Source organism: Comamonas guangdongensis (assembly GCF_041079535.1).
In the GTDB taxonomy this organism is placed as follows: Bacteria; Pseudomonadota; Gammaproteobacteria; order Burkholderiales; family Burkholderiaceae_C; genus Comamonas; species Comamonas guangdongensis.
On sequence record NZ_JBFYGN010000031.1, the window covers coordinates 21,587 to 40,637 of the forward strand.

Below are 19,051 nucleotides of genomic sequence, written 5' to 3' on the forward strand. Positions count from 1 at the left end.
GGTGTTGGACGAGCGGATGCGGCCGGGCGTGGACGCGGGCCGCATGAGGGAAATAGGGACAGATTGAATGCGGGCGAGTCCAGCCTCCAGGGGTAGGGCTCACGGCCCAATCAGCGAGGAGCTGAGGGTTGGCGGCGCATTCACTCAAAATGGGGACACCTCAAGGCGATGCAAGCCGAAAGCAGGTCGAAGATAGAGCGCACGGGCTTTCGGGCGAAACGGTAATTTTAAAATACTGTGCATGACAGATCGCTTTTTCTCACCTGAGTCCATGACGGATGACAAGGCAAACGCTGCGGCGGCTTCATCGCCAGCATCTGCGCCACGCTGCTGGGCGCTGATTCCCTGCGCCGGCGTCGGTCTGCGCGCCATTGCGGCGGACTCCCCGGAGCTGCCCAAGCAATACCAGAGTGTGGCGGGCCAGCCCATGGTCATGCATACGCTGGCCGCCATGATGGCGGTGGAGCGCATACACCAGGTGCTGCTGGTGATCTCCGATTCCGACGATTTCTGGCAGGGGCGCGCCACGGATGGCCGGCTCAGCATCTCTGCCCATGGCGGAGCCACCCGTGCCGAGACCGTGAGCAACGGGCTGCGCGAGCTGCTGCGCCTGGGCGCAGCGGCAGAGGACTGGGTGCTGGTGCACGATGCGGCGCGCTGCCTGGTCACCACGGCCCAGATCGATGCCCTGATCGACGCCTGCCTGCCCGATGCGGTGGGAGGGCTGCTGGCGCTGAAGCTGCCCGATACGCTCAAGCAGGCCGAGGCGGTGGGCGGAGCGCCGCGTGTGCGGCAGACCGTGGATCGGGCCGACAAATGGTTGGCCCAGACGCCGCAGATGTTCCGCATCGGCGCCTTGCTGGCGGCACTCGAGGCTGCCGGTGCTGCGGTCACCGACGAGGCCAGCGCCATGGAGCTGGCCGGCCATGCGCCGCTGCTGGTGGCCGGCGGCGCACAGAATTTCAAGGTGACCTATCCCGACGATTTTGCGCTGGCCGAGGCCGTGCTGTTGCGACGCGGCTAGGGTGCTTAATATTTCATAGCTGCTGGCGCTGATTCAGCAATGGTTTGACAAGGATTTATATGAATTTTCGTATCGGTGAAGGCTGGGATGTGCACGCGCTGGTGCCGGGGCGCAAGCTGCTTCTGGGCGGCGTCGAAGTTCCTCACACCTTGGGCCTGCTCGGCCATTCGGATGCCGACGTGCTGCTGCACGCGATTACCGACGCGCTGTTCGGCGCGGCCGCGCTCGGCGATATCGGTCGCCATTTCTCGGACACCGATGCGCAGTTCAAGGGGGCGGATTCCGCCCTGCTGCTGGCCGAGGCGGCGCGGCGCGTGCGCGCCAAGGGATTCGAGATCGGCAATATCGACAGCACCGTCGTGGCCCAGGCGCCCAAGCTGGCGCCCCATATAGAGAGCATGCGCGAGCGCATTGCCCAGGTGCTGGGGCTGGATGTGGAGCAGGTCAACGTCAAGGCCAAGACGGCCGAGAAAATGGGACCCGTGGGCCAGCAGCAGGCCATGGAGGCGCGTGCCGTGGCCCTGCTGTACAAGGCCTGATCCCGGCTCAGGCCCCCGGCGGGCTCAGTCCTGGTCCGGGTTTTCGTCCTTTTTGTCGCGCGGCAGATTACGCTTGATCTGGGGGCGCTGCAGGCGCTGCTCGGGGGCCACGGCCGCGGTCACGCCCATGGCGCGCTGCATCTGCAGGTGGGCGACCAGCCCACCCGTGGAGGAGTTGGACAGCGCAAACATGCCGCCCATGCGCTGCACCGTCTTGTCCACGATGGACAGGCCCAGGCCCGCACCGGCGGCTGCCGTGCGCGCCGAATCGCCGCGGAAGAAGGGCTGGATCAGGCTGGCCAGCTGCTCGGGCGGCACGCCCCGGCCATGGTCGCGGATGCGCACCACCACCCATTTCTCGCTGTCCTTGGCAATCACGTCGACCTGGGTGGTATCCGTGCCCGGTGTCTTGCCGTAGCGGCGCGCGTTCTCAAACAGATTGGAGATCACGCGGGCCAGCTCCACCTCGTCGGCCAGCACATAGAGGTGTTCGGGAACGTTCATATTGATCTGCAGCTCGCGGTGGTCCTGCACCGCATAGACGCAGGAGGCGATCAGCGCGTGCAGGTCCACGGGGCTGAGCGTGACGCGGTGGTGGGGGCGTGCGTAGTCCAGGAACTTGTCTATGGTCGCGTCCAGCTGCACGATGTCGGCCACCATATGCTCGCGCGCCACATCGTCGTAGACGCTCATTTCGGTCTCCAGCCGCAGGCGCGCCAGCGGCGTGCGCAGATCGTGTGAGATGCCGGCCAGCATCACGGCGCGGTCCTGCTCGAGCTTGGCCAGCTTCTGCGCCATGCGGTTGAAGCCGATGTTGACCTCGCGGATCTCGCTGGTCACGGCCTCCTCGTCGAGCTGGCTGGCATCGAAGTCCCCCTCGCGCACGCGGTTGGCCGCATAGGACAGCTGCTTGAGCGGCTTGTTGATGAGGCGCGCGATCACCGCCGCGCCGACCAGGGACAGCAGCGCCGCCGTGATCAGCCAGATCAGCCAGGTCTGGCCGCTGGCCGGAGTGAAGCGCGACTGGTCCATCAGCAGCCAGTTGCGGTCGCCGTTGATGGTGAAGCCCACCCACAGGCCGGGTTCGTTGTTGACGCTGCGCGCCACCACTGTGCCGTAGCCCAGGCGCTGGGTCAGCTCCTCGGTCAGGCGCTGGCCCAGAGCGTTCTGTTCCAGCAGCTCGTAGGTATCACCGGGCTCGCGCGGCAGAATGCGCACGCCTTCCTGGTCGGCCATGGTCTTGATGAGGGAGACGCGGTTGATGGCATCCGAGTGCACCAGCGCCGCGCGGCTCAGATTGACCAGGGAGGCGATCTGCTTGGCCGTCTGCAGCGTGCGCGGCTCGAAATCCAGCGCGCGCAGGGTCTGCAACCAGGCCAGAATGCTGCCGACCAGCAGCAGGGCCAGCAGGAAGAAGGTGCGCCAGAACAGGTTCAGGCCGACCGGCGAGCGCGCCGTGGTGCGCCGCTCGTACTCCAGCGGTACGGGGCTTGTGGCATCTGACGGCGGGTTGGAATAAGCGCTCATGAGCAGCGATGACAATGAAAAAAAAAGCAGGCCCAAGCGTACGCCCAATACGGCCGGCGCAAGTTACCGCTTGTCTAAAAAATGCGGCCGATGCGGCCCGGCGGCGCCATCCTCACGCAAAACAAGCCGCAAAGTGCGGCTTGCCGGGCAGGGTGCGAGGGCCATGCGGAAGCTGGCTTAGTTCATGCCATCGGGCACGAACACATAGCCCACGCCCCAGACGGTCTGGATGTAGCGCGGCGCGGCGGCGTCTTCCTCGATCAGCTTGCGCAGGCGCGAGACCTGCACGTCCAGGCTGCGGTCGAAGGGCTCGAACTCGCGACCGCGCGCCAGCAGGGCCAGCTTTTCGCGCGACAGCGGCTGGCGCGGGTGGCGCACCAGGGCCTTGAGCATGGCGAATTCGCCGGTGGTCAGCGGCAGCTCCTCGCCGTTTTTCTGCAGCACGCGTGTGCCCAGGTCGAAGCTGAAGGGGCCGAAGCTCACGACTTCGTTGTCGCCCGAGGGGGCGCCCGGCGCTTCCTGGGGCGGGCGACGACGCAGCACGGCGTGGATGCGGGCCAGCAGCTCGCGCGGGTTGAAAGGCTTGCCCAGGTAGTCGTCGGCACCGACCTCCAGGCCCACGATGCGGTCCACATCCTCGCCCTTGGCGGTGAGCATGATGATGGGCGTGCGATCGTTGGCCGAGCGCAGGCGGCGGCAGATGGACAGGCCGTCCTCGCCGGGCATCATCAGGTCGAGCACGATCAGGTCCACGGTTTCGCGCAGCAGGATGCGGTTCAGCGCCTTGCCGTCCTCGGCAATCATGATCTCGAAACCTTCCTGCGTCAGATAGCGGCGCAGCAGGTCGCGGATGCGTGCATCGTCATCCACCACGAGGATCTTGTCGGTACGGGTGCTTGTCGTTGCCATGATCGTCCTTGTCGATTTATTTGTAACACGGGCATTGTTATCGCTTGGCGCAAAAATTTCAAAGAAATCAGGCTGTTTCTTGCTTAATGTTACAAAAGTTGCGTTTAAATTTGGGACGATAAATGTTTCTTTATAAATTCTAGAACTATATTTTGAGGTGTGACACAATTATTGTCCTAAGCATGAGTTGAATTTCTGTGATTCGTACGCAGAAAGCCTGTCGTGGCTGACATCGTCGCCGCGATGCGCCACAGTACCGGTGTCCACGCGCACTTGTATCCACGCCAGTCGATTTATTTCCAGGGGTGAACCATATGAAGCAGTTTTCCAAATCCTTGTCCCGCTCCGCCGCCGCAGTCCTGCTACTGGCCGCCGCCGGCGGCAATGCCTGGGCCCAGAATGCCGCGCCGGCGGTCCGAGAAATGCCAAGGCCGATGAACGTGGCCCAGCTGTCGGCCCAGGGGACGGTGGAGGTCAGGCAGGACTGGATGACGGCGACCGTATCCGCGACCAAGGACGGGCGCGATGCGGCCGCGGTGCAGGCGCAGCTGCAGAAGGTGGTGGAGGCCGCCATGGCCACGCTGCGCCGCGACGCGCAGCCGGGGCAGATGGAGCTGAGCACGGGCAATTTCTCCATCTCGCCACGCTACGGCAACAGCGGCAAGGTCGAGGGCTGGCAGGGCCAGGCCGACATCGTGCTGCAGGGCCGCGACTTCGCACGCATCACCCAGGCCGCGGCCAAGGTGCAGGACATGACGCTGGGCGGCATGGGCTTCGGCCTGTCGCGCGAGGCCCGCGAGAAGGTCGAGGGCGAGGCACAGGCCAAGGCGATCGAGAATTTCCGCCAGCGCGCCGCGGCCGTCTCCAAGAGCTTCGGCTTTGCGGGCTACAGCTTGCGCGAGGTGACGGTCAGCAGCAGCGGCGGCAATTTCCGTCCCATGCCCCGCGTCGGCATGCTGGCCATGGCCAAGTCGGCCAGCTTCGCCGATGCCGCACCGGTGCCGGTGGAGTCGGACCGCACCGAGGTGACGGTCAGCGTCGGCGGCTCGATCCAGATGCAGTGATCTGATATGAAAAAAGGAGCGGCTGGCGCCGCTCCTTTTTGATATTTCTCATTGAATCGCATCAAAACCCTAATTCATAGGGCGCTAGATGCTATCAATTTGTTAGGCTTGGACTCTTATTGGGCCGCCCAGCCGCCATCCATGTTCCAGGCCACGCCGCGCACATTGCCGGCGGCCGCAGAGCAGAAGAACACGGCCAGCTCACCCAGCTCCTCGGGGGTGGTGAACTGCAGCGAGGGCTCTTTCTCGCCCAGCAACTGGCGCGTGGCGTCTTCGTTGGAGATGCCCTGGGCCGTGGCCTTGGCATCCACCTGCTTCTGCACCAGAGGCGTCAGCACCCAGCCGGGGCAGATGGCGTTGCAGGTCACGCCGGTGGTGGCGTTCTCCAGCGCCGTGACCTTGGTCAGGCCCACGATGCCGTGCTTGGCCGCGACATAGGCCGACTTCTGGGCCGACGCCACGAGGCCGTGCACCGAGGCCACGTTGATGATGCGGCCCCAGTTGGCCTGCTGCATGGCGGGCAGTGCCAGGCGCGTGGTGTGGAAGGCGCTGGTGAGATTGATGGCGATGATGGCGTCCCAGCGCTCGGGTGGAAAGTCTTCCACCTTGGCTACATGCTGGATGCCGGCGTTGTTGACCAGGATGTCCACGCGGCCGAACTCGGCGGCCGCGTACTTCATCATCTCCTCGATCTCGCCGGCCCGGCTCATGTCCGCGCCGTGATAGCCGACGCGGATGCTTGCGGCCTTGCCCGCTTCCAGCACCTGGCTGCGAGGGCCGTCGACATCGCCGAAGCCGTTGAGCACGATGTTTGCGCCCTGGCGGGCCAGGGCGATGGCAATCCCCAGGCCGATGCCACTGGTCGAGCCTGTCACGAGAGCGGTTTTGCCTTTCAACATGGACATATGAGGTCTCCGAATGAATTACGATGCGACGACAGCCATTATCGGCCCCGGTCCTGCCAACGCGTTCCTCATGAATCAACCTACGCTGAACTACGTATCGTGTCCCGGGGCGGCTGCTGTGGCTCCGTCCTGGGCCTCGGCCCAGCGCCGGCAGCAGGTCCTGTCCCAGCCCGAGGGCATGCACCGCATGGCCTACTGGGAGTGGAACCGCACCGGCAATGCCGCCCATCCGCATGTCATTGTCTGCGTGCACGGGCTCTCGCGCCAGGGGCGCGACTTCGATGTGCTGGCCGAGCAGCTCAGCCGCTTCGCGCGCGTGATCTGCCCCGATGTCGTGGGCCGCGGCGAGAGCGACTGGCTGGCCGATCCCATGGGCTATCAGCTGCCGCTGTATGCGGCAGACATGCTGGCGCTGCTGGCCCGGCTGCAGGCCCAGGCCCCCATCGCGCAGCTCGACTGGGTCGGCACCAGCATGGGCGGGCTGATAGGCATGGGCCTGGCGGGCCAGCCCGGCCTGCCGCTGCCGGCGCCGGTGCGGCGTCTGGTGCTCAACGATGTGGGGCCGGTCATCGAATGGGAGTCGCTGGAGCGCATCGGCTCCTATCTGGGCAAAGGCTTGCAGTTTCCCAACTTCGAGAGCGCGGCAGCCGCCATGCGCTTGATATCCGGGGGATTCGGGCCACATAGCGATGAGCAGTGGCGCAGGCTTTCGCAGGCCATGATCAAACCCGATCCGCAAGGCGGCGTGGTGCTGCATTACGACCCGCGCATTGCCGAACCCATGGCGCACATAAACCAGGATTCGGCCCAGGCGGGCGAGGCGCTGCTGTGGCAGCTCTATGAACAGATCAAGGCACGGGTCTTGCTTGTGCATGGTGCGGATTCCGATCTGCTGTCTGCGGCCACGGCCGAGGCCATGACCCAGCGCGGCCCCGGCGCGCATTGCACGGAGCTGGAAGGCGTGGGTCACGCGCCGACGCTGGTGGCGTCGGGACAGGTGGCTTTGATACGAAAGTTTTTACAAGGGGAAGAGGGTCTGCCGACAAGAATCAGTCTTGTGCAGCAGGCCCAAGAGGAAGCTGAATGAAAACCAGCGATACCGCAACACCAGTTTCCGATGCTCCGCCCGCGATCGCGGGGCCGATGCCGGATCTGATCAAGGCCACCTCCGAGGTGCTGCCGGGCCAGGCCCATGCGCTGGCGCGCGCGCGCGCTTTTGCCGAGCCGCTGATTGCCGGCGAGGTCATGGAGACCGGGGAAAACACCCTGATGCACGCCGATGCCGTGGCCGCCATCCTCAAGAAGATAGGCGGCTCGGAAACCATACAGGCCGCAATCTATCTGGTCCATGCCAGCGTGCATCTGAACAAGCCGCAGGAAGTGATTGCCAAGGCCTTTGGCGACAACTTCGCGACCCTTGCCGTGGAGACCATCAAGCTCATCCGCGTGCAGCAGCAGGCCCGCGATGCCGAGCTGAGCACCCAGCATGTGGACGATGTCGCCACCCAGACCGAGAACGTGCGCAAGATGCTGCTGGGCTTCTCGCGCGATCTGCGCGTGGTGCTGCTGCGCCTGGCTTCGCGGCTGCAGACCCTGCGCTACTATGCGGCGGAGAAGCGGCCCGTCTCGCCCAGCATTGCGCGCGAAGCCCTGCATGTGTTCGCGCCGCTGGCCAACCGGCTGGGGATCTGGCAGATCAAGTGGGAGCTCGAGGACTTGGCGTTCCGTTTTCTCGAGCCCGAAACCTACCGCGAAGTGGCGCGACTGCTCGACGAAAAGCGCGTGGAGCGCGAAGCCTATATGGAGCAGATGCGCGCGCGGCTCGAGGCCGATCTGCGCGCCCACAGTATCAGTGCCACCGTCCAGGGCCGGCCCAAGCATATCTACAGCATCGTCAAGAAGATGCGCGGCAAGTCGCTGAGCTTCGACCAGCTCTTCGATATCCGGGCCATGCGCGTCGTCGTGCCCACGGTCAAGGACTGCTATGCCGCACTGTCCTGGGTGCACCAGCAGTTCACGCCGCTGGAGAAGGAGTTTGACGACTACATCGCCAAGCCCAAGCCCAATGGCTACCAGTCGCTGCACACCGTGGTGCGCGACGAAACCGGGCGCACCATAGAAATCCAGATCCGCACCCAGGCCATGCACGACCATGCCGAGCATGGCGTGGCCGCGCACTGGGCCTACAAGGAAGCGGGCACCAAGGGCTATGCCGGGGTCAGCGCCTCTAGTGACTACGACGCCAAGATTGCGGTGCTGCGCCAGCTGCTGGCCTGGGGCAGCGATCTGGCGGGCTCCAACCAGCGCGGCCTGTTTGAAGACCGCATCTATGTGCTCACGCCCGATGCGGCCGTCATCGAGCTGCCCCAGGGTGCGACTCCCGTGGACTTTGCCTATTCGGTGCACACCAGCCTGGGTCACCGCTGCCGCGGTGCGCGCGTGGACGGAGCCATGGTGCCGCTGAACACGGCGCTCGAAAATGGCCAGACGGTGGAAATCACCACCGCCAAGGAGGACCGTCCGTCGCGCGACTGGCTCAATGCCGATCTGGGCTATCTGGTCAGCAACCGGGCCAAGGCCAAGGTGCGCGCCTGGTTCAATGCCCAGGCCATGCAGGAGACCGTCTCGCGCGGACGCGAGGCGGTTGAAAAGCTGCTGCAGCGCGAGGGCAAGACGGCCATCAAGCTCGAGGAGCTGGCCGTGCAGCTGGGCTTCAAGTCGGCCGAGGCCTTGTTCGAGGTGGTGGGCAAGGACGAGTATTCGCTGCGCAATATCGAAGCCGTGCTGCGCCCCGCGGAGGAAGAGGCACAGGAGGAGGCCTTCACCCCGGTGCGCAAGGCCAGAGGTCATGACTCGTCCCGCGGCGGGGTGCTGGTCGTAGGGGTGGATTCGCTCATGACGCAGCTGGCCAAGTGCTGCAAGCCCGCACCTCCCGACGATATCGGCGGCTTTGTGACGCGCGGCAAGGGCGTGAGCGTGCACCGGGTCGACTGTTCCAACTTCCGCGAAATGGCCGCCAAGAATCCCGAGCGGGTCATCGAGGTGGACTGGGGCCTGCCCAAGAACGTGGAGAAGGGCGGGCCGGTCTACCCCGTGGATGTCGCCGTGGAAGCGGCCGACCGCCAGGGCCTGCTGCGCGATATCTCGGACGTGTTCGCACGCGAGAAGACCAATGTGATCGGCGTCCAGACCCAGTCCGTCAAAGGCACAGCCTGGATGACTTTTACCGTGGAGGTCGCAGACTCCGGTCGCCTGACCAAGGTGCTGGGCATTGTGGCCGGCGTAGCCGGTGTCCGCTCGGCCAGAAGGCGCTGATGTAAATCCCAGTTGCAGCTAGCGGTGGCCGATGACAAGAAAATGTTAGCTCTCAAAAAATGAGTGAGAAACCCGTGCTACAATTGCTTCATCGAACAGAACAACAGGCGCGTAGCTCAGCTGGTTAGAGCACCACCTTGACATGGTGGGGGTCGTTGGTTCGAGTCCAATCGCGCCTACCAAACATCGCAAGAAAAACCAGAGCTTGCAAAGAGAATGCCCGCTAACAAGCGGGCATTTTTGTTTGCGTGAAGAGTCCGGATGGTGGCCTATCCATCGGGCAAAGTCGCGTAGCTTGCCATCAGCTGCAGGCAACCTGGTTGCGGCCTTTGCGTTTGGCTTCGTACAAAGCTCTGTCCGCCATGTCCACGAGCATGGAGCTGGAGGCATTGAAGGCGAGATCGCTGGCGCAGGCCACGCCGATGCTGATCGTGATGCGGACCAAGCCGGTCTGCTCATTGCCGAGGGACATGGTTTCCACCTGCTGTCTGATGAGCTCTGCGAGCTGCGCCGCATCGGCTAAAGCCGTTCCTGGCAGCAGGACTGCAAACTCTTCGCCACCGTAGCGCGCCACCAGACTGTCGGTGCGCTGGATCCTGCCGGCCAGCACAGTGGCGAAGCGCTTGAGCACCTCGTCGCCGAATGGATGACCATGGGTGTCGTTGAGGTGCTTGAAGTGGTCCACATCCAGCATGAGCAGGGACAGCACCATCTCGGAGTGATGGGCGCGGCGCCACTCGGCTTCGAGAACCTCGTCGAACCGGCGCCGGTTGAGCAGGCCGGTCAAGGCATCCTTCACCGCCAGCGATTCCAGATGCAGGCTCAGCTGCTTGAGCTCTTCCTGCTGCCTCCATTGCGTGGTGATGTCGACATGGGAGAAGAAGCTGGTGCCGTTGGCCTGCGTGCCGCGCAGCTCGACAATGCGCACCCAGCGGTTCCGCGGCAATGCCAGAACATAGGGCGCACCGGAAAAGCGCTGCCTCTCCTTCAGCACGGAGAGGCCGGTCGTATAGCCCGCTGTAGGTTCTTCGTGCTGCCATGCCGCGGCATAGATTTCATCGAAACGGCGTGCGCCCAGATCCTTGATATCGGACAGCCCGTAAAGGCGCAGAAAAGAGTGGTTGGCCCAGAGCGTTCCATCTTTTTCATCGACCATCAAGATGCCATCGGCCAGGCTCTCGAGAGCCATGGCCGTATCGGGCAGGATGCGGCCGGGCAGCGGCGTCAGCTTGGGATTGATGCGATCCTGCATGCCCGTGAGCAATGGCGTGGTTTTACGCCATAGCCGGACGCGCCCGAAAGCCCCAAACGACAGGGACGCCACGCGCACGCGATAGCCATGATGGTCGAACTCGAACGCACGTTGTTGGCTGTGATGCCGCTGAACTCCCTCCTCGATGTAGCGTTCCATCGACGGCAGTTCGTCCTGGGGGAGTCGCTGCAGATAAAAGCGTCGCAGGTTTTCCCGGTAGTCTTCGCCCGCATAGACATGGCCGGCATGTTCGGGAAAGAACTGCAGGAATGTCTCGTTCCAGAGGACGGTCCTGCCCCGGTTGTCGAAAACGCAAACAGCCACCTCCAGCTGATCCAGAGCCAGAGCCACTATGCGAAGAATGGAGTCGAAGGTAGGCACGCGTGACAGATAGTTAACTGCTTAAGCTTATAGCGCAAATTTTCTCCAAATATGCATATAAACCCGCGCAACTGTCGCCGCCCTGCAGTGAGCGCAAGAGGTCGCTTGTTGGATATCGGCCTGCAGCACGCCTAGCTGCAAATAGCAGGCTAAGAGCTGCTCGATTCAATCCAAGGCATGGGCTGGTTTTCGTTGGCCTCTGTGATGCGGACTTCCTGCTCGTCCCATTGATCCTTGATGCGGAGAATCCGCGGAAGAATGTCGAAAAAGCGCTGGAGCAGGTGCTGGTCGAAATGCGTTCCGGCTCCTTCTCTCATGGTGCTGATCACACGCTCGATGGGCCAGGCTTCCTTGTATGGCCGCTTCATTGTCAGCGCATCGAAAACATCGACGATGGCCACAATGCGTGCCGACTCGGGGATCTCCTCGCCGGCCAGCTCGTCCGGGTAGCCGCTGCCATCCCACCTCTCGTGGTGATGCAGAGCGACCTCGGCCGCCAGCTTGAATACCGGGGCATTGCTCTTGCTGAGAATATTGTGTCCGATGCGGGTGTGGGTCTTCATGATGTCCCACTCGGTATCGTCCAGCTTGCCGGGCTTGCGCAGAATGGCGCTGGGAATGCCTATCTTTCCTGTGTCATGCATTGGCGCGGCCAGCTGCAGCGTCCTGCAATCGTGTGAATTCCATCCGGTAGCCGCAGCCAGCTCCCTCGCAAAAGCGGCCATGCGCCAGATATGGACACCGGTGTCGTTGTCGTTGAAGTGGCCGGCGCTGCCAAGCATGTAGATGGCATCGCGATGGCTTTGTTCGAGTTGGCTGGCGCGCACCAGAGAGAGGTGGGTCTTGACCCGGGCCTGCACGATCAATGGGGACACTGGCTTGATGATGTAGTCGACGGCGCCGCATTCGAAGCCTTTTGCCTCGTCCCAGGTATCAGAGAGGCTGGTGACGAAAATCACCGGAATATGGGAGAAACGTGCACTGGCCTTGAGTGCCAGGCAGGTGGCGTAGCCGTCCATGTCCGGCATCTGGATATCCATGAGAATCAGGGATGGAGAATGCTTGATGACGGCCGCCAGGGCTTCCTGGCCGCTGCGCGCAAAGATCAAGCGGAAATCCTTCTCCAGTATCTGCCGCATGGCATCCAGATTCAGCGGCTCGTCGTCAACGATAAGAACGGGGTCGCTAGACATGGCTATTCCTCCAGGGGAATTCTCAGAGTTTTGGCGATTTGCTTGGCAGAGGCTTCTGCTCCGCGGAAATCGTAGAGTGCAACCGATTTCTCCAGCACGCACCAATGCTCATCGGGCAATACGCCAGCAAGCATATGCAGGGCTCGCTCCACTTGAGCGGCCTCATCGCTCATGAGCGCTTGCATGAGACCTTGCATTTTCTTTGCCGCGCCTTGTTTGTCTTCTATATTTTTCTCCAGGGGGGCGGAGATGCCGCGGGCATGCTCGTGAATGGCGAGGTCTGCTTCGTCCAAAGCCTTTTGCAGCCGGGCCAGGACGCCCTCGATATCGGAGCCCTCCGTCAAGCCGACCTCGGCTTCCTGCGCCAGTTCTGCCACTGCACGCATGCCTAGCTGCGCCGCAACTCCTTTGAGCTTGTGAGCCATGGCCGCGCCGAGATCGGCGGGGGCCAGGCGTATCTGGGCAGCGGAGTCTGCGTGCATTTCGGAGAACTTCAGCAGGGCGCGAACCAGCGCCGTCTCGTCGGTCCAGATACGTCGCACGCGAGCCATATCGATCACGGATGCGGGTGGCGTGCTGGTCATCGCGGGGGCGGGCTCCGGAGGGGGGGAGATTGCCTGGTTGTTGCGGCTGCACAGCTTCAGGATGGCGTCGATGAGCTGGTTGACATCGAATGGCTTGGCGACGAAATCGTCGACTCCGGCCTCCAGGGCCTGGTCGCGTTGCAGCTTGAACGCGCCTGCAGTGAGGGCGATGACCGGCAGCGAGTACAGGGCCGGCATGGTGCGGATCTGGCGGGTTGCCGCATAGCCATCCATCACGGGCATCTGCATGTCCATCAGGACGGCGTCAAACGCATGCGGGCGCAGGGCCAGTATGTCCAGCGCGACGCGCCCGTCCTCGGCCAGCTCGACCTCTGCACCCTCGTTGCGCAAGATCCGTTCGGCAACGTCGCGGTTGATCTCGCTGTCGTCCACGACCAGCAGCCTCAGCCCCGCCAGGGCATCGGTGCGTGTGGGCGATGGCGGAGCGACATGCAGCTCTTCCCGGCGTCTTTTGGCTTCCGTGACGGCGTTGAACAGACCGGAGCTTGTCACCGGCTTGCTGATGATGACATCGGCGGCCACATGAGCGGCCTCGGACAGCAGCTGTTCTCGGTCGTAGGCCGTGGCCATGACGATGATGGGCACCCTCCCGTGGGGGCAGCGCGCTTGGATTTGCGCGGCAGCCTCGAGGCCGTCAACCACGGGCATGCGCCAGTCGAGCAAGAGAATGTCGTAGGCCATCGCGGCTGGATCGCAGGCCCGGGCAATTGCCTGCGTGCCGGAGTCGACGACTTCGACCTGCCAGCCCAGGCTGAGCGCCGTGTCGGCCAGGACGACTCGTGCAGAAGCATTGTCATCGGCGATCAGCACGCGCTGATGAGCCATCTCCGGAAGCGCGCAATCGCTGGGGTCGCTGGTTGCAAATGACAGTGTGAAGCTGAAGGTGCTGCCTCGCCCGGGCTCGCTCTCGACTTCCAGCGTGCCGCCCATCAACTCGACCAGCCTGCTGCTGATCGTCAGGCCCAGGCCGGTTCCACCAAAACGGCGTGTGGTAGAGGTATCCGCCTGGCTGAAGGAATGGAAGATGCGCGACTGCTCGTCCTTGGGAATGCCAATGCCGGTGTCGCTGACGGCGAAGCGCAGCGCCACTTGATCCGCGACAGGGGATGGAAGTTGCTCGATACGAACCGCGACCTCGCCATATTCCGTGAATTTGATGGCATTGCCCGCGAGATTGATCAGCACCTGGCCCAGTCGCAAGCTGTCTCCGACCAGAAAATTGGCCCCTACGGGCGGTGCGCAGACAATCAATTCCACGGGTTTGCTGCCCAGCGATGAGGCCATGATGGTCGCAAGATTATCCAGCACGTCCGACAACTGGAAGGGAACGGCTTCGATATCGAGTCGGTGTGCTTCGATTTTTGAGAAATCGAGAATGTCGTTGATGATGCCCAGCAAAGAACGGCCGGCACTGTGGATGCGCGAAACCATTTCCAGGGAAATCGGCGGCAGGCTATGTCTTTCAAGCAGATAGCAAAGCCCGAGAATGGCATTCATCGGTGTCCGGATTTCATGGCTCATATTGGCAAGAAACTGGGACTTTGCCTGGGTCGCCTGCTTGGCTACGACCAAAGCCTCTTTCAATTCTTCGGTGCGCTGGGCGACCAAATATTCCAGCGATGCATTGAGTTCGATAATCCGAGACTCCGCCTGCTTTTGCTCCGTGATGTCACGGTTGATACCAACCATCTGAACGGCGGTTCCATCTGGCGATCGCTCGACTATGGCCGCCGCTTGTATGAAACGCACATTGCCTGAATCCAATATGGCCCTGAAAACCATGTCATAAGCACCATCTTCGTGCAAATAGCGCTGCAGGTTTTCTTCCACCATGGCCGCGTCTTCCGGATGTACCCTGGAACGGAAGAAGTCCCAGTAATCACCGCTTTCCCTCAAAGACTCCGGTGCTTCATAAATGGCGAACATGCGTTCGTCCCATATCTGCTGATTGTCGGAAAAATGCCAGACCCAGATGCCAAGGCCAGCCACATCCACTGCAAGTCTCAGCCTTTCGATCGTGGTTTCCAATTGAGACTCAAGCTGCCGACGTCGCGAAATATCTGCGATGGAGGCCAGCGTGGCCGGTCCTTGGCGTGTTGTGACAGGATTGAGGCCGATTTCGACAGGAATTTCATGGCCATCCTTGTGCAGGCCAAACAATTCCATGCCCAGACCCATGGGGCGCGCGTGCCTATCTCCCTGGTAGCGATCGACATTGCGCATATGGTTGGCCCTGTATCGTTGCGGAATCAATGTCTCCAGTGAAAGTCCGATGAGTTCGGAACCGTGGTAGCCAAAGAGTTCCTGGGCCTTGTGGCTGGCCAGGATAATGTGCTGCTGCTGGTCGATCATCAACATTGCCGTCGGTGCCGCTTCTACTGCAAGCTGAAAGCGCTCCTCCGCACTTTGTTGCTCGGAGATATCGCTGACCGTCTTTGCCACCCCTACAACGCGGTGCTTGGAGTCCAGGATTGGCGATGCAGTGATCGCGACATCTATGAGTCGCCCATCTTTTCTCTGCCGGGTTGATTTTTTCAGGGGAATGGCTTCGCCTTTTATGATGCAGGCGAGCATGTCCGACTCTTCATCCTGCCATGACTCTGGGACTATCAGGCGGCTGAGATTCTGGCCGATAGCCTCGCTGGCGGTGTACTGGAAAATATTTTCGGCGGCTCGATTCCAGCTTGTCACTACCCCATCAGTGTCCTGCCCAATAATTCCTTCGTTGGCGCTGTCTACAATGGCCGCAATCCGGGAGTCATCCATTGCCGCCTTGCGTTTCTGCTGGAAATTAAGCAGGAAAAAATAGAGCAGGGTGGCCAGCAAGGCAGAAACATAGACAATGATTTTTGCGACAGATTCTGGGTTTGTCAGATTGAGGCTTTCCACAAATTTCGGTGTCGCCCGTATCTCGACCATCCACTGGCGACCATACAGTGTCATGGGTCGCTGGGTAAGAACCCCGGTGCTTTCAGCTCGCGTGGCGTTTGGCGTGGTATAGAACGGTTTATCGGTTTTTTGATTGTCGACCTCGTAAAGCGCAAGCGAGAGGTCGTCCTTGAATAGACTCAGACCATCCAATATTTCATTGATCGCCAACGGGGCATAGGTCAGACCAAAGGCTGCATCCATGCGAGCTTGCGGTGAGTCCAAGGGCATGCCTTGGCGATAGATAGGCATGAGGAAAAGAAAACCCTGATTGTTTTCCTTTCCAAGTTGCACCAAGGTGATCAGTCTGGTCAATATTGGTTTGTCGCTGCTCAAGGCCTCGATGGCCGCTTCGCGCCTGTATTTCTCCGAGGATATATCCAGTCCTATCGCCTTCTTGTTGCTAGCTTCCGGTTCTATGTACTGAATAATCAGTAGATCCCCATTATTCCCCGTCAGTTCGCTGACCTCGAAGTCGGGTGCGCCATCAGTTCTTGCGGATTTCAGAAAGTCTGGAAGGTCGACCTGCTTGACAAGGCGAATAAAGCCAAATCCTCGCGCCCCTGGAAACTCGCGACCAAGATCGCGCGATGCGCTGTAGCGACGAAATTTCTCTCGGGTGATATCTTCTTCGCCGATGGCAATGATCGCGCCGCTTGCGCCTCTCAAGCCATATTCGTAGATCTGCAGCCTATCCGTCAATTCTTCAACCGCTCTCTCCGCGGAATCGGAGAAGCGCGACATCTTCAATGCTTGTTGCGATTCGGTGATCAGTCTCCATTCGTAAGCCGCTATGACGCAGCCCAAAAGAAACAAGCTGATTGCCAAAAGCAATGGGAAAGACGGCTTGCGCATATTTCCATCCCTCTAAATCGTGGCCCTGTTCATTACGGGCTTCTTGCATGGCTCATGCGCTTCCGGTTTGGCGAGCGCTCCGGAAGAAGGTCATGAGAGAAATCGGGCGACGCCATGACGCCGTCAAATTGTTGCGCGTTACGATTTTTGAGGGCCGACTTTTAGAAGTCAAGCCTTGTCAGCTGTCGGTGACGTGGCCTGTCCATACAGTGTGCGTGGATGAACCCGTCGCCAAATACCAACAAGAGGCGCCAAGGTGCGGCGTTGTCCGACAGTCGGCAATAACGCCCATTCCCGGCTCTTGATTCAGAAGCTAAACAAAGCGGATGTGCTTGTTGAACGGCATCTCGCGCAAACGCAGGCCCGTCGCCGCGAAGATGGCGTTGGCGAGCGCGGGTGCGGCCGGCGGCACCGGGGGCTCGCCGGCTCCGCGCACCTGAGGCCCGTGCTCCAGACCGCGCACCGCGATCTCGGGGCACTGGTAGAGCCGCATGCCCTGGTATGCGTGATAGTTGGTTTGCTGAGCCATGCCGTCGGCATAGGTGATCTCGCAGTTCATGGCATGACCCAAGCCCCAGACAACGGCTCCCTTGACCTGGTTGTCGAAGTTGACAGGGTCGACGATCCGGCCTACGTCCAGCGCCACCCAGACCTTGTTGATGCGCACGCCGTCGGAGGTCTGCTCCACCTCAACCACCTGGGCGCAAGGCACGCCAAACGATTCGACGAGCGCAACGCCGCGTCCCCGGCCCTCGCCGGGCTTGGAGCCTTTCCAGTCCGACATCTCGGCCACGGTCTCGAGCACCTTGCGCGCAACCGCGTTCTGCGTGAGTCTCAGGCGCTCCAGCAGGGGATCCGCGCCCGCGGCGTGGATCAATTCGTCGAGAAAGCCATCGGCAAAGAACCCGGCCGATGAAGCGCCGACCGAACGCCAGGAGCTCGTCGGCGCCAGCTCCGGCACGCGGTAGGCGCGCATGCGAAAGTGCGGCAGAGCATAAGGCAGGTTCCAGGCGCCGGCGGGAATCTGGCCGTCCGGGCCGGGCATGGGTTGGCCCAGGCGCTTCATCTGCGAGGCGCTGGAGGATACCGAAGCGATATCCAGCGCCAGAGCCTCGACCTTGCCGTTCTTCGCGCTGCCGCGTGCACGGCTCATGGTGATCTGGCGCGGGAAATCGTGAGCGAAATCCTCTTCGCGGCTGAAAGTCAGCTGGATGGGCACACCGGGCATTTGCTTTGCCACTTCGGCAGCCAGCGTAATGTGCTCGTTCTCCAGCCTATGGCCGAAGCTGCCGCCGCTGTACTGATTGTGCAGATGAACCTTATCGACCGCGACGCCGGTGATCTTGGCGACTTTCTCCTGGGCAAAGCGAGGTACCTGAGTGCTGACCCAGATATCCACCCGCTCGGGAGCGACCTTGGCGAGCGCGGAAAGCGGTTCCATGGGCGCATGGGCCAGGTAGGGCGCCCGGTACTCGGCAGTGACGGCCGTGCCGTCGAGTACCTGCTCCACGTCACCGTCGTTGCGCCACTCCTTGTCGAGGCGCTCGGCCACAAACGACTCCGCCACGGCTCGCCAGTGATCGGCTTGCTCTGCCGGATAGGGAGCCGGCCCCCAGTCGAAGCTGATGGCGTTGGCGGCCTGGAATGCTCGCCAGGTGTTGTCGGCGATCACTGCCACGCCGTTGGTTACCGGCACGATCTTCTTCACGCCGCGCATGCCTGCTGCGGTCTTGGCGTCGAAGCTGTTTATCCTGCCGCCTTGGCGCGGATTGACCTTCACGGTGGCGTGCAGCATGCCTTCCAGGCGCAAGTCGATGCCGAAGGTCAGCGTGCCGGTGGACTTGGGGACGATGTCCAGCCGTTGCATGGGCTTGCCGATCAGGCGCCACTGGGAAGGATCGCGCAGTGCGACGTTCTGCACCGGCTCGACAACGCTGGCGACGCTGGCGAGTTCCGTGTAAGCCAGACGCCGGCCGCCGGGCAGGACCACGGCGCCCTTCTCGGTCTTCAACTGATCGACGGGTACTCCGCTCTGCCTGGATGCCGCGACTTTGAGTGTCTCGCGCGCCACGGCGCCTGCGAGGCGCAGCTTGGTGAAGCTGTCGGGCACGGTGCTCGATCCGCCGGTGAGCTGCAATCCCAGTACCTTGAACATCGCGCCCATCGCCGATCGCATGGCTTGCGCCGAGTTGCTTGTATCGGTCGACATGAACGGCACCTGTTCGGCGGCCAGGGCCGTGTTGTAGTAGGCGGCGCTGGGAGGGCCGGGCTCGACGGCGAACTGGCCCCATTCCAGGTCCAGCTCCTCGGCAATGAGGGCGGCCTGGACCGAGCGCACGCCCTGGCCGAGATCGGTGTGCGGCGCAATCAGCGTGATGCCTCTGGCATCGATCTTGACCCAGGGATTGAACACCGCCTGGCCATCGGCGCGCTCACCCAGCAAAGGGTTGGCCGGTGTTCTGCGCACCAGATAGGTGCCGAAGATCACGCCGCCGGCGATGGCGGCCGAGCCGACCAGGAAACTGCGGCGCGCGATGTGGCTGAGCTTGCTCAT

At 62.1% G+C, this 19,051-nt stretch carries 12 protein-coding genes and 1 tRNA gene; 6 read left to right on the forward strand and 7 right to left on the reverse strand.

Translation table 11 applies throughout. The annotated features are described in order from the left end of the window. Positions 1–271 precede the first annotated feature (271 nt). Positions 272–1,024, forward strand: a complete 753-nt coding sequence (gene ispD / locus AB6724_RS19570) for a 2-C-methyl-D-erythritol 4-phosphate cytidylyltransferase (RefSeq protein ID WP_369340214.1) — start codon at positions 272–274, stop codon at positions 1,022–1,024. Positions 1,025–1,083: 59 nt separating this feature from the next. Beyond that, positions 1,084–1,563: a 2-C-methyl-D-erythritol 2,4-cyclodiphosphate synthase gene (gene ispF, locus AB6724_RS19575; RefSeq protein WP_369340215.1), complete on the forward strand. Its 480-nt coding sequence runs from the start codon at positions 1,084–1,086 to the stop codon at positions 1,561–1,563. 24 nt (positions 1,564–1,587) lie between these two features. Here ispF and AB6724_RS19580 read toward each other — a convergent pair whose 3' ends face one another. Then, on the reverse strand, positions 1,588–3,090 hold the full coding sequence (locus tag AB6724_RS19580; protein ID WP_369340216.1) for an ATP-binding protein: 1,503 nt from the start codon (positions 3,088–3,090) through the stop codon (positions 1,588–1,590). A gap of 177 nt (positions 3,091–3,267) precedes the next feature. Continuing rightward, the gene (gene ompR, locus AB6724_RS19585) at positions 3,268–3,999 is read right to left on the reverse strand and encodes an osmolarity response regulator transcription factor OmpR (RefSeq protein ID WP_369340217.1); all 732 of its coding nucleotides are present in this window, start codon (positions 3,997–3,999) and stop codon (positions 3,268–3,270) included. A 314-nt stretch (positions 4,000–4,313) separates the two neighbouring features. On the opposite strand from ompR, the gene AB6724_RS19590 reads away from it, so the two are divergent. Then, positions 4,314–5,063: an SIMPL domain-containing protein gene (locus tag AB6724_RS19590; protein WP_369340218.1), complete on the forward strand. Its 750-nt coding sequence runs from the start codon at positions 4,314–4,316 to the stop codon at positions 5,061–5,063. 116 nt (positions 5,064–5,179) lie between these two features. On the opposite strand, the gene AB6724_RS19595 is transcribed toward AB6724_RS19590, so the two are convergent. Further along, a complete protein-coding gene (locus AB6724_RS19595; RefSeq protein ID WP_369340234.1) occupies positions 5,180–5,962 on the reverse strand; it encodes a 3-hydroxybutyrate dehydrogenase in 783 nt (260 codons plus the stop codon). A gap of 76 nt (positions 5,963–6,038) precedes the next feature. Here AB6724_RS19595 and AB6724_RS19600 point away from each other — a divergent pair, with 76 nt between their 5' ends. The 3 genes from AB6724_RS19600 to AB6724_RS19610 all read left to right on the forward strand — a co-directional run bounded on the left by AB6724_RS19600 (position 6,039) and on the right by AB6724_RS19610 (position 9,465). Next, the gene (locus AB6724_RS19600; RefSeq protein WP_369340219.1) at positions 6,039–7,055 is read left to right on the forward strand and encodes an alpha/beta fold hydrolase; all 1,017 of its coding nucleotides are present in this window, start codon (positions 6,039–6,041) and stop codon (positions 7,053–7,055) included. Continuing rightward, positions 7,052–9,283, forward strand: a complete 2,232-nt coding sequence (locus AB6724_RS19605; RefSeq protein WP_369340220.1) for a RelA/SpoT family protein — start codon at positions 7,052–7,054, stop codon at positions 9,281–9,283. Before AB6724_RS19600 ends, AB6724_RS19605 begins: the two co-directional genes overlap by 4 nt. Before the next feature lie 105 nt (positions 9,284–9,388). Next, positions 9,389–9,465, forward strand: a tRNA-Val gene (locus AB6724_RS19610). Positions 9,466–9,584: 119 nt separating this feature from the next. Here AB6724_RS19610 and AB6724_RS19615 read toward each other — a convergent pair. The 4 genes from AB6724_RS19615 to AB6724_RS19630 form a co-directional block, all read right to left on the reverse strand. Then, positions 9,585–10,916, reverse strand: coding sequence for a GGDEF domain-containing protein (locus tag AB6724_RS19615; protein ID WP_369340221.1), 1,332 nt, complete (start codon positions 10,914–10,916; stop codon positions 9,585–9,587). 149 nt (positions 10,917–11,065) lie between these two features. Continuing rightward, positions 11,066–12,109 carry a response regulator gene (locus AB6724_RS19620; protein WP_369340222.1) on the reverse strand — a complete coding sequence of 348 codons (1,044 nt, stop codon included), beginning with the start codon at positions 12,107–12,109 and terminating at the stop codon, positions 11,066–11,068. Between the two features lie 2 nt (positions 12,110–12,111). Next, complete coding sequence (locus AB6724_RS19625; RefSeq protein WP_369340223.1) at positions 12,112–16,497, reverse strand: PAS domain S-box protein; 4,386 nt, start codon at positions 16,495–16,497, stop codon at positions 12,112–12,114. A gap of 313 nt (positions 16,498–16,810) precedes the next feature. Continuing rightward, positions 16,811–19,051, reverse strand: a complete 2,241-nt coding sequence (locus tag AB6724_RS19630) for a xanthine dehydrogenase family protein molybdopterin-binding subunit (RefSeq protein ID WP_369340224.1) — start codon at positions 19,049–19,051, stop codon at positions 16,811–16,813.

What these genes read in the sequence shown, in the direction of transcription:
- ispF (WP_369340215.1), top strand. Translation starts at nt 1,084, where the DNA reads ATGAATTTTCGTATCGGTGAAGGCTGGGATGTGCACGCGCTGGTGCCG.
- AB6724_RS19600 (WP_369340219.1), top strand. Translation starts at nt 6,039, where the DNA reads ATGAATCAACCTACGCTGAACTACGTATCGTGTCCCGGGGCGGCTGCT.
- AB6724_RS19605 (WP_369340220.1), top strand. Translation starts at nt 7,052, where the DNA reads ATGAAAACCAGCGATACCGCAACACCAGTTTCCGATGCTCCGCCCGCG.
- AB6724_RS19620 (WP_369340222.1), bottom strand. Translation starts at nt 12,109, where the DNA reads ATGTCTAGCGACCCCGTTCTTATCGTTGACGACGAGCCGCTGAATCTG.
- AB6724_RS19625 (WP_369340223.1), bottom strand. Translation starts at nt 16,497, where the DNA reads ATGCGCAAGCCGTCTTTCCCATTGCTTTTGGCAATCAGCTTGTTTCTT.
- AB6724_RS19590 (WP_369340218.1), top strand. Translation starts at nt 4,314, where the DNA reads ATGAAGCAGTTTTCCAAATCCTTGTCCCGCTCCGCCGCCGCAGTCCTG.
- ompR (WP_369340217.1), bottom strand. Translation starts at nt 3,999, where the DNA reads ATGGCAACGACAAGCACCCGTACCGACAAGATCCTCGTGGTGGATGAC.
- AB6724_RS19580 (WP_369340216.1), bottom strand. Translation starts at nt 3,090, where the DNA reads ATGAGCGCTTATTCCAACCCGCCGTCAGATGCCACAAGCCCCGTACCG.
- AB6724_RS19595 (WP_369340234.1), bottom strand. Translation starts at nt 5,962, where the DNA reads ATGTTGAAAGGCAAAACCGCTCTCGTGACAGGCTCGACCAGTGGCATC.
- ispD (WP_369340214.1), top strand. Translation starts at nt 272, where the DNA reads ATGACGGATGACAAGGCAAACGCTGCGGCGGCTTCATCGCCAGCATCT.
- AB6724_RS19630 (WP_369340224.1), bottom strand. Translation starts at nt 19,051, where the DNA reads ATGAGCAAGCTCAGCCACATCGCGCGCCGCAGTTTCCTGGTCGGCTCG.